Annotated in this window: 13 protein-coding genes; 6 read left to right on the top strand and 7 right to left on the bottom strand. The window is 71.0% G+C overall.

Annotation, left to right across the window (positions count from 1 at the left end):
- The first annotated feature begins 174 nt into the window (after window positions 1–174).
- Entirely contained in the window at window positions 175–1128 is a 954-nt protein-coding gene (locus ACFXGX_RS00065; protein WP_384782865.1) for a cytochrome c oxidase assembly protein, read from the top strand.
- Between the two features lie 122 nt (window positions 1129–1250).
- Window positions 1251–1409 (top strand): hypothetical protein, encoded by a 159-nt coding sequence (locus ACFXGX_RS00060; protein WP_384782862.1) that lies wholly within the window; start codon window positions 1251–1253, stop codon window positions 1407–1409.
- Between the two features lie 81 nt (window positions 1410–1490).
- Here the strand turns inward: ACFXGX_RS00060 and ACFXGX_RS00055 are convergent, their stop codons facing one another.
- Genes ACFXGX_RS00055 through ACFXGX_RS00040 form a run of 4 tightly spaced genes read right to left on the bottom strand, consistent with a single transcriptional unit; the run spans window position 1491 to window position 5616 of the window.
- Window positions 1491–2696, bottom strand: a complete 1206-nt coding sequence (locus ACFXGX_RS00055; protein WP_384782859.1) for a sensor histidine kinase — start codon at window positions 2694–2696, stop codon at window positions 1491–1493.
- Window positions 2693–4486: a cation acetate symporter gene (locus ACFXGX_RS00050; protein WP_384782856.1), complete on the bottom strand. Its 1794-nt coding sequence runs from the start codon at window positions 4484–4486 to the stop codon at window positions 2693–2695. The genes ACFXGX_RS00055 and ACFXGX_RS00050 overlap by 4 nt, the downstream gene beginning before the upstream one ends.
- Window positions 4487–4489: 3 nt before the next feature.
- On the bottom strand, window positions 4490–4849 hold the full coding sequence (locus tag ACFXGX_RS00045; RefSeq protein ID WP_384782853.1) for a hypothetical protein: 360 nt from the start codon (window positions 4847–4849) through the stop codon (window positions 4490–4492).
- 11 nt (window positions 4850–4860) lie between these two features.
- Window positions 4861–5616 (bottom strand): LytR/AlgR family response regulator transcription factor, encoded by a 756-nt coding sequence (locus ACFXGX_RS00040; protein WP_384782850.1) that lies wholly within the window; start codon window positions 5614–5616, stop codon window positions 4861–4863.
- 98 nt (window positions 5617–5714) lie between these two features.
- Here ACFXGX_RS00040 and ACFXGX_RS00035 point away from each other — a divergent pair, with 98 nt between their 5' ends.
- The 4 genes from ACFXGX_RS00035 (at window position 5715) to ACFXGX_RS00020 (ending at window position 9229) form a co-directional block, all read left to right on the top strand.
- Entirely contained in the window at window positions 5715–6218 is a 504-nt protein-coding gene (locus ACFXGX_RS00035) for an Lrp/AsnC family transcriptional regulator (protein WP_351865762.1), read from the top strand.
- Window positions 6219–6343: 125 nt separating this feature from the next.
- On the top strand, window positions 6344–7156 hold the full coding sequence (gene ddaH, locus ACFXGX_RS00030; protein ID WP_384782846.1) for a dimethylargininase: 813 nt from the start codon (window positions 6344–6346) through the stop codon (window positions 7154–7156).
- A complete protein-coding gene (gene rocD / locus ACFXGX_RS00025) occupies window positions 7153–8403 on the top strand; it encodes an ornithine--oxo-acid transaminase (protein ID WP_384782843.1) in 1251 nt (416 codons plus the stop codon). Before ddaH ends, rocD begins: the two co-directional genes overlap by 4 nt.
- A gap of 100 nt (window positions 8404–8503) precedes the next feature.
- The gene (locus tag ACFXGX_RS00020; protein ID WP_384782840.1) at window positions 8504–9229 is read left to right on the top strand and encodes a lysophospholipid acyltransferase family protein; all 726 of its coding nucleotides are present in this window, start codon (window positions 8504–8506) and stop codon (window positions 9227–9229) included.
- Between the two features lie 79 nt (window positions 9230–9308).
- Here ACFXGX_RS00020 and ACFXGX_RS00015 read toward each other — a convergent pair whose 3' ends face one another.
- The 3 genes from ACFXGX_RS00015 to ureG all read right to left on the bottom strand — a co-directional run bounded on the left by ACFXGX_RS00015 (window position 9309) and on the right by ureG (window position 12520).
- The gene (locus ACFXGX_RS00015) at window positions 9309–10919 is read right to left on the bottom strand and encodes an alpha/beta hydrolase (protein ID WP_384782837.1); all 1611 of its coding nucleotides are present in this window, start codon (window positions 10917–10919) and stop codon (window positions 9309–9311) included.
- Between the two features lie 168 nt (window positions 10920–11087).
- Window positions 11088–11855, bottom strand: a complete 768-nt coding sequence (locus tag ACFXGX_RS00010) for an urease accessory protein UreD (protein ID WP_384782834.1) — start codon at window positions 11853–11855, stop codon at window positions 11088–11090.
- A complete protein-coding gene (gene ureG / locus ACFXGX_RS00005) occupies window positions 11843–12520 on the bottom strand; it encodes an urease accessory protein UreG (RefSeq protein ID WP_384782831.1) in 678 nt (225 codons plus the stop codon). The genes ACFXGX_RS00010 and ureG overlap by 13 nt, the downstream gene beginning before the upstream one ends.
- Window positions 12521–12581 lie beyond the last annotated feature (61 nt).

The raw sequence follows: 12581 nt of genomic DNA, 5'->3' as shown, positions 1-12581 counted from the left end.
GGGCGGCCTCTCCCCCGCGCCAGCCCTGGGTCGCGGGCGCCCCCCGGCGGCGCCCCCCCCCCGGGCCGCTCGGGCGCGGGGGGGGGGTTCTACTCTGGTGCGGACAGACAGCACACAACCTCCTTCAGTGCCTTAAAAGGGCCGGGAGGTGTCCCCAGAAACAGGAGCCGGCGGATGGATCACAGCGGGCACGGCATGACCATGGATCTGCCGCCGTTCACGCTGGGGCGGGGGCTCGTGTGGTCCCCGGACCCGTTCTTCCTCGTCGCGTGCCTGCTCGGGCTCGGACTGTACGGCTGGGGTGTCGTCCGGCTGGCCCGGCGCGGCGACGCCTGGTCGTGGGGCCGTACGGCCGCCTTCGTGACCGGCGTGCTGACGGTGATGCTCGTCATGTGCACCCGGCTGAACGACTACGGCATGGTCATGTTCAGCGTGCACATGGTCCAGCACATGGTGATCAGCATGCTGTCCCCGATCCTGCTCCTGCTCGGGGCGCCGATCACACTGGCGCTGCGCGCGCTGCCGGTGGCGGCGAAGCGCGGCTCCAAGGGGCCGCGCGAACTGCTGCTGATGTTCCTGCACAGCCGGTACATGAAGATCGTCACGCACCCCGCGTTCACCATCCCGATGTTCATCGCGAGCCTGTACGGGCTGTACTTCTCCCCTCTCTTCGACTTCCTGATGGGCTCCACCGCGGGCCACATCGTGATGATGTGCCACTTCCTCCTCGTCGGCCTGTTCTTCTTCTGGCCGATCATGGGTGTGGACCCCGGTCCGCACCGGCCGGGCTACCTCATGCGGATGCTGGAGCTGTTCGCGGGGATGCCGTTCCACGCGTTCTTCGGCATCTCGTTGATGATGGCGTCGGGCCCGATGGTCGAGTCGTACAAGAACCCGCCGGCCTCGCTCGGCATCGACGCGCTCGCCGACCAGACCGCCGCCGGCGGGATCGCCTGGGCGTTCAGCGAGATCCCCTCCGTCCTCGTCCTGCTCGCGCTGCTCTTCCAGTGGTACAACTCCGAGCAGCGGCAGTCCCGGCGCCTGGACCGCGCCGCGGACCGGGACGGCGACAAGGAGCTGGAGGCCTACAACGCCTATCTGGCCTCGCTGAACGCACGCAGTCGCTGAGTCACGGTCCGCGCCCGGGGCCCGGGAGCGCGCACGGCCCTGGCGAAGCGCCCCCCTCCGGGTGAAAATGGCCCCAATGGCCACGGCCCGCGTCGCGGACCCGCCTCGAGGAGGGTGCTGCGATGCCCGGTTCGACGAAGACGATGGGGGTGCTCACCGTGGGCGGGCTCGTCGTGGTGACGGCCTACACGGTGGCGCTGGGCAGCAACGGCTGGCTGTGGTTCGGCTGGGTCGTGCTCGGCCTGATCACGCTGGGGATGGTGGTCTCCCGCAGCACCTGACCGCGAGCCCGCCGCACCCATGGGCCCCGGCCGCCGGAAACCCTCACTGGCGCGGGCGGCGGGCCCCGGCTGCCCGGAGCCTCACTGCCGCGGACGGCGGGTCGCCGAATGGACGCCCGGCTGGTACTTCGGGAGCCGGGCGGTGATCTTCATTCCCGCCCCCACCGCCGTCTCGATGACCAGGCCGTGATCGTCGCCGTACACCTGGCGCAGCCGTTCGTCGACGTTGGAGAGTCCGATCCCCCCGGAGGGGCCGACCTCCCCGGAGAGGATGCGGCGCAGCCGTTCGGGGTCCATGCCGATGCCGTTGTCCTCGATGACCACCAGCGCCTCCGCACCTGCGTCCTGCGCGGTGATGCTGATGTGGCTCTTGTCGGTCTTGCCCTCCAGACCGTGTTTGACGGCGTTCTCCACCAGGGGCTGGAGGCAGAGGAAGGGCAGCGCGACCGGCAGTACCTCGGGCGCGATCTGCAGGGTGACGGACAGCCGGTCGCCGAAGCGGGCCCGGACGAGCGCCAGGTAGTGGTCGATGGCGTGCAGCTCGTCGGCAAGGGTGGTGAAGTCGCCGTGCCGGCGGAACGAGTAGCGGGTGAAGTCGGCGAACTCCAGAAGGAGCTCCCGGGCGCGCTCCGGATCGGTGCGGACGAACGAGGCGATCACGGCGAGCGAGTTGAAGATGAAGTGCGGGGATATCTGCGCGCGGAGCGCCTTGATCTCCGCCTCGATCAGCCGTGTCCGGGACCGGTCGAGGTCGGCCAGTTCCAGTTGGACGGAGACCCAGCGCGCGACCTCGCCGGCGGCGCGCACCAGGACAGCGGACTCGCGGGGCGCGCAGGCGACGAGCGCTCCGTGCACCCGTTCGTCGACGGTGAGCGGGGCCACGACGGCCCAGCGCAGCGGACAGTCGGGCTCGTCGCAGGTCAGCCGGAAGGCCTCGCCCCGGCCGGTCTCCAGTGGGGCGCCGAGTCGTTCCATGATCTCGGTGCGGTGGTGGGCGCCGACGCCGTCCCAGGCGAGGACCGTCTCCTGGTCGGTGAGGCACAGGGCGTCCGTGCCGAGCAGGGTGCGCAGCCGCCGGGCGGACCGGCGGGCCGTCTCCTCGGTGAGTCCGGCGCGGAGCGGGGGCGCGGCGAGCGAGGCGGTGTGCAGGGTCTGGAAGGTGGCGTGCTCGACCGGGGTGCCGAGTCCTCCGAGGCTCTCGGGCCGCGCGGTACGCCTGCCGAGCCAGAACCCGGCCGCCAGCAGGGGGAGCACGGCCACGCACAGCCCGGCGACGAACCCGCTCACCCGCTCACCACCCCGCCGGTCTCCTTCGTGCCCGGGGTCGTGCCCGCGGTCGTGCCCGCAGGGGCGCCGACCGCCGCGCGGACCTGGTCGTCCGTGAGTTCCTCCGGGAGGTGGAAGCGGGCGAGGATCGCCGCCGTGCCGGGCGGTACACGGGCGGCGGTGGCCAGCGACACCAGCACCATGGTCACGAAGCCGAGCGGCACCGACCAGAGCGCCGGCCAGGCGAGCAGAGCCCGCAGCGAGCCCGCCGTCCCCGGGTAGCCGGCCATGGTCGCGCCGACGGCGACGAGTGCCGCGCCGCCGCCGACGACCATCCCGGCCGCCGCCCCGGGCGGGGTGAGCCGCCGCCACCAGATGCCGAGGACCAGCAGCGGGCAGAAGGAGGACGCGGACACGGCGAACGCGAGCCCCACCGCGTCGGCGACGGGCAGCCCGCCCACCAGCACGCTCGCGGCGAGCGGTACGGCCATCGCCAGGACGGTGCCGAGCCGGAAGTGCCGTACGCCGCGCGAGGGCAGGACGTCCTGGGTGAGCACGCCCGCGACCGCCATGGTGAGCCCGGACGCCGTCGAGAGGAACGCGGCGAAGGCGCCGCCCGCGACGAGCGCTCCGAGCAGGTCCGCGCCGACTCCGCCGATCATCCGGTCGGGCAGCAGGAGGACGGCGGCGTCCGCGTCGCCGGTGAGGCTGAGTTCGGGGGCGTACAGCCGGCCCAGCGCGCCGTAGACGGGCGGCAGGAGATAGAAGGCGCCGATGAGGCCGAGGACGGCGACGGTGGTGCGGCGGGCGGCGACACCGTGCGGGCTGGTGTAGAAGCGGACGACGACGTGAGGAAGGCCCATCGTGCCGAGGAAGGTGGCGAGGATCAGTCCGTACGTGGCGTAGAGCGGGCGTTCCTCACGGCCGGCGGCCGGCGGGGTGGACAGGGCCTCGGCGCTGCCGCGTTCGGCCGCCGGGACCCGGGTTCCCCGGTCGAAGGCCAGCCGGGTGCCGCCGTCGACGCGGTGGGTGCCCCGCGGGAGCCGGACGCGCGTGCCCTCGTAGCGCCGGCCGTCGACGGTGCCCGTCGCGGTGACGGTGAGCGGCCGGGACAGCTTCAGGTCGAGCGTGGAATCGATCTGGACGAGGCGCTGTTCGCGGAAGGCCGGCGGTTCCTCGAAGGCGTCGCGCGGGGCGCCGTGGGAGTGCCAGGCGAGGATCAGGAAGAGCGCGGGGACGAGCAGGGCGGAGAGCTTGAGCCAGTACTGGAAGGCCTGGACGAAGGTGATGCTGCGCATGCCGCCCGCGGCGACCGTGGCCACCACGACGACGGCGACCAGCACCCCGCCGAACCAGTCGGGCGCGTCGGTCACCACGGCCAGCGTCAGCCCCGCGCCCTGGAGTTGGGGCAGCAGATAGAGCCAGCCGACGCCGACGACGAACGCCCCGGCGAGCCGCCGGACGGCCTGGGAGCCGAGCCGGGCCTCCGCGAAGTCGGGCAGGGTGTAGGCGCCGGAGCGGCGCAGGGGTGCCGCGACGAAGAGGAGCAGCACGAGATAGCCGGCGGTGTAGCCGACCGGGTACCAGAGCATGTCGGGGCCCTGGACGAGCACCAGGCCGGCGATGCCGAGGAAGGAGGCGGCGGAGAGGTATTCGCCGCTGATCGCGGCCGCGTTGAGCCGGGGGCCGACGGTGCGCGAGGCGACGTAGAAGTCGGAGGTGGTCCGGGAGATGCGCAGCCCGAACGCGCCGACCAGGACGGTCGCGAGGACGACGAGGGCGACGGCGGGGACGGAGTAGTTCTCGTTCACGGTTCAGCGGTCCTCGACCAGGCGCACGAGGTCCCTCTCGTTGCGTTCCGCCCGCCGTACGTACCAGCGGGCCAGCAGCACCAGCGGCGGGTACAGGCAGAAGCCGAGGACGGCCCATTCCACGGTGGCTCCGTCCGGCATCGCGGCGAAGACCAGCGGCAGTGGTCCGACGAGCAGGACCAGCACGGCGAACGTGAGGCAGGCCGCCCGCAGTTGACTGCGCATCAGGGAGCGCACATAGGTGTGCCCGAGCGTGGTCTGTTCGTCGATCTCGGTCCTCGGCCGGTAGTAGGGGGAGGTCCGGCGGGTGTGCCGGGGCACTCCGGTGACGACCACGCGGCGTTCGGTGGGGTCCTGCGGCACGCGGGTGCTCCTCAGCTCGTGGTCCGGCGCAGCAGCAGATCGCGCAGTTGGCGGGTGTGCCGGCGACTGACCTGGAGTTCGACGGAGTCGACGAGGACGCTCACCGTGCCCGCGTCCAGGCGGAGTTCGCCGATGTGGCGCAGGGCGACCAGGTGGCGCCGGTGGATGCGGACGAAGCCGCGGGAGCGCCAGCGTTCCTCGAGGGTGGAAAGCGGGATGCGCACCAGATGGCTGCCCTGCGCGGTGTGCAGCCGGGCGTAGTCGCCGTGGGCCTCCACGTGGGTGATGTCCTCGACGGCCACGAAGCGTGTGACTCCGCCGAGTTCGACGGATATGTGGTCGGGGTCGGGCTCGTGGACGGGGATGAGGGGTGCGGTGTCGCGGGGTTGGGCGGCCCTGCGGACGGCCTCGGCGAGCCGTTCGCGGCGTACGGGCTTCAGGACGTAGTCGACGGCCTTGAGTTCGAAGGCCTGCACGGCGAATCCCTCGTGGGCGGTGACGAACACGACGAGCGGCGGCTGCGCGAACCCGCCGAGCAGCCGGGCCAGGTCGAGCCCGTCCAGGCCTGGCATGTGGATGTCGAGGAAGACGACGTCGATGGCCTCGGGTCCGCCGGGGCCCGACTGCAGGGCCCGGTTGATCCGGCGCAGCGCCTCGGTCGCGTCGCTCGCCCCCTCGGCGCTGGAGACCCGGGGGTCGGCGTTGAGCAGATACAGCAGCTCTTCGAGGGAGGGTTGTTCGTCGTCGACGGCGAGCGCGCGCAGCATGAGAGTGGAGTGTAGGAGCCAATCGCACGGCTGGACATGCGCCGGACACGGCCGTCGCCCCCGGCCGGCCGGCGTCCGCCGCTGGATACAGTGCAGCCATGAGCAGCAAGCCCGCGATGTTCGACGAGCTCGACCGCAAGATCATCACAGCCCTGATGGCCAATGCCCGGACGAGTTTCGCGGAGATCGGCGCGGCGATCGGACTGTCCGCGACGGCGGTCAAGCGCCGGGTCGACCGGCTGCGCGAGACGGGCGTGATCACCGGCTTCACGGCCACGGTGAAGCCCGCGGCGCTCGGCTGGCGCACGGAGGCGTACGTGGAGGTGTACTGCGAGGGCGCGGCGCCCCCCAGGCGCCTCGCGGAGGTGGTGCGCAACCATCCGGAGATCACCGCGGCGATGACGGTGACCGGGGGCGCGGACGCGCTGCTGCACGTACGGGCCGTCGATGTGGAGCACTTCGAGGAGGTCCTGGAGCGCATCCGGGTGGAGCCGTTCATCCGGAAGACGATCAGCTACATGGTGCTGTCGCATCTGCTGCCCGAGGCCCCGGAGGCCGGGGCGACCCACGCCGCCCCGGATGACGCAGGAAACGTGCGCTGAGCCCTCCGATCACGCAGCAGTACTGCGTATACGCGCAGCTCTCGTCGCTTGTCGCCCGTGTCCCCCGCTTCTTACCGTTGAGACATCCCACCAGATGACACCGCAGGAAGCGGAGGAACCTCTCTGTGTCCGAAAGCCGTGTGCCGCGTCCCCGGCGCTTTCTCGTCTGCGAACCCAGACACTTCGCCGTGCAGTACGCGATCAACCCCTGGATGCGTCCCGACACCCCCGTGGACGTCGATCTCGCGCGCGATCAATGGCAGGCGCTGATCAGCGCCTATCGCGCCCACGGCCACACCGTCGACTCCGTCGAGCCGGTCCCCGGCCTTCCCGACATGGTCTTCGCCGCGAACTGCGCGCTCGTCCTGGAGGGCCGTGTCTTCGGCTCGTCCTTCCACGCACCGGAGCGCCGCCCCGAGTCCACCGCGTACGAGACCTGGTTCAAGACGGCCGGTTTCGACGTCTACCGCCCGGAGTCGGTGTGCGAGGGCGAGGGCGATCTCGTCCCGACGCGCCGCCACATCCTCGCCGGTACGGGATTTCGCACCACGCCCGAGGCCCATCGCGAGGTCCAGGAGTTCTTCGGCGTCCCGGTGATCAGCCTGCGCCTGGTGGACCCGCGCTTCTACCACCTGGACACCGCGCTCTTCGTCCTCGACGAGGACAACATCGCGTACTACCCGGAGGCGTTCTCGCCGGGCAGCCGCGAGGTGCTGGGCCGGCTGTTCCCGGACGCGGTGCTCGCCACCCATGAGGACGCCCTCGCCTTCGGCCTGAACTCCGTCTCGGACGGCCGTCACGTCTTCATAGCGCCGCGTGCCGAGGCCCTCGCCGGGCAACTCGTCCGCCATGGGTACGTCCCCGTCCCCGTCGACCTGTCCGAGTTCCACAAGGCCGGCGGCGGCATCAAGTGCTGCACACAGGAGATCCGTTCATGACCGCTCCCGCCCGTGCGACCACGCCCGCCGACGCCGGTGCACGCAGCTCCGAGGAACTGATCCGGGCCGAGGGCCCCGTCCTGGCGCACAACTACCACCCGCTGCCCGTGGTCGTCGCGCACGCCGAGGGCACCTGGGTCGAGGACGTCGAGGGTCGCCGCTATCTCGACATGCTGGCGGGTTACTCGGCGCTCAACTTCGGCCACCGCAACCCGGTGCTGATCGAGGCGGCGCACCGCCAGCTCGACCGACTCACCCTGACCTCACGGGCCTTCCACAACGACCAGCTCGCCGGATTCGCGGAGTCCCTGGCCGCGTTGACGGGCCTGGACATGGTCCTGCCGATGAACACGGGCGCCGAGGCGGTGGAGAGCGCCGTCAAGGTGGCCCGTAAATGGGCGTACGAGGTGAAGGGCGTCGAGCCCGGTGCGGCCACCATCGTGGTCGCGGCCGACAACTTCCACGGCCGTACGACGACGATCGTCAGTTTCTCCACCGACGAGACGGCCCGCTCCGGCTTCGGCCCCTTCACGCCCGGCTTCCGGATCGTGCCGTACAACGACCTGGCCGCCCTCGAAGCGGCGATCGACGAGACGACGGCCGCGGTGCTGCTCGAACCCATCCAGGGCGAGGCGGGCGTGATCATCCCGGACGACGGCTATCTCGCCGGCGTCCGCGAGCTCACCCGCCGCACCGGCTGTCTGTTCGTCGCGGACGAGATCCAGTCCGGCCTCGGCCGCACCGGCACCACCCTGGCGGTGGACCACGAGTCGGTCGTCCCCGACCTGCTGCTGCTCGGCAAGGCGCTCGGCGGCGGCATCGTGCCCGTCTCCGCGGTCGTCGGCCGCCGTGACGTGCTGAGCGTGCTGCGTCCTGGTGAGCACGGCTCGACGTTCGGCGGCAATCCGCTGGCCGCGGCGGTCGGCTCGGCGGTCGTCGGCCTCCTGGAGACCGGTGAGTACCAGCGACGGGCGTCCGAACTGGGCGTCCTGCTGCGGGACGGGCTGACGGCCCTGGTGGGCCGGGGCGTCGAGGGCTTCCGCTCACGGGGACTGTGGGCCGGTGTCGACATCGACCCGTCCATCGGCACGGGCCGGGAGATCAGCCAGGGCCTGATGCACGAGGGGATTCTGGTCAAGGACACCCACGGCTCGACCATCCGGCTGGCGCCGCCGCTCACCATCACGGCGGAGGAACTCCTGTCGGCTCTCGGGTCTCTTGAGAAAGTGCTGACGCAAGGGGTCTGATACCGGCCAAGAGGCCACAGAGAGTGACACCTCGATGGTTACGCCCGGCGACGGCCGCGCCTACACTGATCGCTCCCCGGGGAAAACGAGGAGTGCCCCAGTGTTTTATCACGTGCTCAAATATGTGCTTTTGGGTCCGCTGCTGAGAGTGACCTTCCGGCCTCGGATCGAGGGCCTTGAGCACGTTCCGTCGTCGGGCCGTGCCATCGTCGCCGGCAATCACCTGTCCTTCGCGGACCACTTCCTGATGCCGGCGATCCTGAAGCGCAGGATCACCTTCCTGGCGAAGGCCGAGTACTTCACCGGGCCCGGTATCAAGGGGCGGCTGACCGCGGCGTTCTTCCGCAGCATCGGGCAGATCCCGGTGGACCGCTCCGGCAAGGAGGCGGGCCAGGCGGCGATCCGCGAGGGGCTCGGCGTACTGAACAAGGACGAGCTGCTCGGGATCTACCCCGAGGGCACCCGCTCGCACGACGGCCGCCTCTACAAGGGCAAGGTCGGCGTCGCCGTGATGGCCCTGCGGGCTCAGGCCCCGGTCATCCCGTGCGCGATGATCGGCACCTTCGAGGCCCAGCCGCCGGGCCGGAAGCTCCCGCGGATCCACCCCGTGGTGATCCGCTTCGGCAAGCCTCTCGACTTCTCGCGCTACGACGGGATGGAGGGCGAGAAGGCCGTGCTGCGGGCCATCACCGACGAGATCATGTACGCCATCCTGACCCTCTCCGAGCAGGAGTACGTCGACCAGTACGCGGCCGTCGCCAAGGCGGAGCAAGCGGCGGAGAAGGCCGAGGCGGGACGCAGGTTCCCCCGGATGCCGTTGAGTTGACGCGTCCGAAGCAGACGCGCACGCCACGCACGACGGAGGGGGCGGCCGGGATTCCGGCCGCCCCCTCGTGCTGTCGGGACTACGGCTGCGGCGTGGCGTGCGGCGTGCACGTCACGTCGGAGGCGTCCGTCTTGCCGGTGAGCAGGTAGGAGTCCACCCGCCCGTTGATGCACGGGTTGACCAGTCCGGTCACACCGTGCGAGCCCGCACCCTGCTCGGTGATCAGGCGGGAGCCCTTGAACCGCTTGTGCAGTTCGACGGCGCCGACGTACGGCGTGGCGGCGTCATTGGTGGACTGCACGATGAGGACGGCCGGCAGACCCTTGCCGGTCTTCACGTTCACCGGGGACTGCTGCTTGACCGGCCAGGTGGCGCACGGCAGGTTCATCCACGCGTTGGCCCAGGTCATGAACGGATACTGCGCGTGGAGCCGCGTGTTGTCCCGGTCCCACTTCTTCCAACTGGTGGGCCACTGCGCGTCGGTGCACTCGACGGCCGTGTACACGGCGTTGCCGTTCTCCGAGGAGATGTTGCCCGCCGTGTCCGTGAGGTCGGGGGACGCGGCGTCGACGAGCGCCTGGGTGTCACCGGCGACGTACTTGCTGAACACCGAGGCGGTCGGCACCCACGAGGAGTCGTAGTACGGGGCGCTCTGGAAGAAGGAGATCAGCTCGGCGGGGCCGACGACGCCACCCAGCGGGGCCTTCTTCGCGGTGGCACGCAGCTTCAGCCACTGGTCCTGCACCTTGGCGCGGGTGTCACCGAGGTGGAAGGTGGCGTCGTTCTTGGCGACCCAGTCCTCCCAGTCCTTCCAGCGGCCCTCGAAGGCGATGTCCTGCTCCAGGTTGGCCTGGTACCAGATGTTCTCGCGCGACGGGTTGACGACGCTGTCGACGATCATGCGGCGCACGTGCCCGGGGAAGAGCGTGCCGTAGACGGCTCCGAGGTAGGTGCCGTAGGAGACGCCCAGGTAGTTGAGCTTCTTCTCGCCGAGCGCGGCCCGGATGACGTCGAGGTCGCGTGCCGTGTTGGGCGTGGTCATCTGCGCCAGCACGGCCTTGCCGCTGCGCTCGGCGCAGCCGTCGGCGTACTCCGCGGCCAGCTTGCGCTGCGCCCGCTTGTCGGCCTCGGAATCCGGGACCGGGTCCGCCTTGGGCGCCTTGACGAACTCCTGCGGGTCGATGCAGGAGATGGGCGCCGAGTGGCCGACTCCGCGCGGGTCGAAGCCCACGAAGTCGTACGCCTTGGCGGTGTTCACCCACAGCGGGGCCTTGGTGGTGACACGGCGCGGGAAGCGCATGCCGGAACCGCCGGGGCCGCCCGGGTTGTAGACGAGCGCGCCCTGGCGCTCCTCCTTGGTGCCGGTGTTCCCGATGCGGTCCACGGCCAGCTTGAGCTGCTTGCCATGGGGGTGTGCGTAGTCCAGCGGCACGCTCACCCAGCCGCACTGGATCGGCTTCTCGAAGCCCCAGTCGGCCGGGCAGTCCTGCCAGTCGATCCCGGCCTTGGCGGCCCGCTCGGCGGCGACGGCCGCGCCGCGCTGCTCGCGGCTCTGCCCGGAGCCCTGCCCGTGCCGCGAGTCGGCGGTGGCCGACGGCGCCGCGACGGCTCCGGCTATGAGGGTCGCCGTGACGAGCACACCGGCCGAACCCAGTGCCGTCACTCGTTTCGTCGGTCTCTTGGACCTCAAGTGTGACCTCCCCGTACATCTTTGCGATTGGTACGGGGATCCTTTCGGCTGTGAGGTCCCTGGGAACAGACGCGACCGGTGTTCTTTACCAATCCGATAGCCGGTACGGCATGTTCCGGTGAGCGGTCAGCCGGATGTGAATATGTCTATGGGCAAACATAGTTGACATTACGTCAGTTCACTCAGTGCTTCGTCCAGCACCCGTCTCAGCAGCAGCGCGTCGCGCGCGAGTGCCGTCACGAGCACGGCGGGTCCGGCGAGCGGGGTGAGCGCGGCGTACTCCCCGAGCGGCCGTGCCGTCGGCAGGTCTCTCTCGAACTCCGGTCTCACGATCACGAGTTGGCCGAGAGCCCGATGTCCGGCGAGGACGGCGGGCCCGTCCCAGCCGCCGGGCGCACCGGGACCGCACGCCAACTCCTGGTCGAGCAGCGCCCGTCCGTCGCATCGCACGGTCAGACGGCTGGTCAGCCGCCCGGGTTCCTCGCCCACGCGCCCGAGTACCTGTTCCTCCCGGAAGACCAGGCGGGCACCGCTCCGGAACTCGATGCGCGAGGAGACGGACAGTTCGCTGCCTCCCGCGGAGATCAACTGCTCGGGCAGCCACCACAATTCGCCTCCGTCGGCGACGTCGAGGCGCATGTCGTAGCGGGCCTCCCCCTTGGCCTGTCCGGGCAGGGCGATGGTGGCGGCGGCCGAGCCGACCCGCAGGCGCGCGCCCGGACCGACCCGGGTCTCGACGGCGAGACGATCGCCGCCGAGCGGTCCGCTCATAGCCCCGACCAGCATCACGCGCGCCTCCGGCCCACCGCTTCGCACCCGGCGCAGGGCGAGCGGTCCCTCTCCGTCCAGCACGGGCAGCGAGGTCCCGCCCCGGCCGTCGTCCCTGGCCTCGATCCGCGCGGTGGCGCGGACTCCCGCCGTCGTCACGCGGTCCACGCCGCGAGCCGCTCCCGCACCCAGTCGGCGACCGCCGCGACACCGGCCTCGGTGCGCAACGACTGGAAGACCACGGGAAGTCCGTCCCGCTGGGCCTTGGCGTCGGTCGCCATCCGCCCGAGGTCGGAGCCCACGTATGGCGCCAGGTCGGTCTTGTTCACGACGAGCAGGTCGGCCGTCGTGACTCCGGGCCCGCCCTTGCGGGGGATGTCGTCCCCGCCGGCGACGTCGATCACGAAGATCTGGGCGTCGACGAGCCCCCTGGAGAAGGTCGCGGTGAGGTTGTCGCCGCCGGACTCCACGAGGATCAGATCCAGCGGGCCGATCTCGTCCTCCAGATCCTCGACCGCTTCGAGGTTGGCGGAGATGTCGTCCCGGATCGCGGTGTGCGGGCAGGCGCCGGTCTCGACGGCGGTGATGCGCTCGGGCGGCAGCACGGCCTCCCGCAGCAGGAATTCGGCGTCCTCGCTGGTGTAGATGTCGTTGGTGACGACGGCGAGGGACAACTCGTCGCGCAGCGCCCGGCAGAGCGCGGCGACGGTCGCGGTCTTCCCGGAGCCGACGGGGCCGCCGAGCCCGATACGCAGGGCACGGCGCCTTCCGTCGGGCCGCCGGGCGTCGGCGCTGACGGCGGACGGTCCGTGGTGAAGGTGATCGAGATGCACGATACGACTCCAACTTCGTTCGGCGGGGTGGGGGGAGGGGGATCGAGTTCCGGTAGCGGGT

The organism is Streptomyces sp. NPDC059371, assembly GCF_042751995.1.
GTDB lineage: Bacteria > Actinomycetota > Actinomycetes > Streptomycetales > Streptomycetaceae > Streptomyces.
The sequence above is the reverse complement of the archived record's forward strand: the minus strand, read 5'-3'. Positions and strand labels throughout refer to the sequence as shown.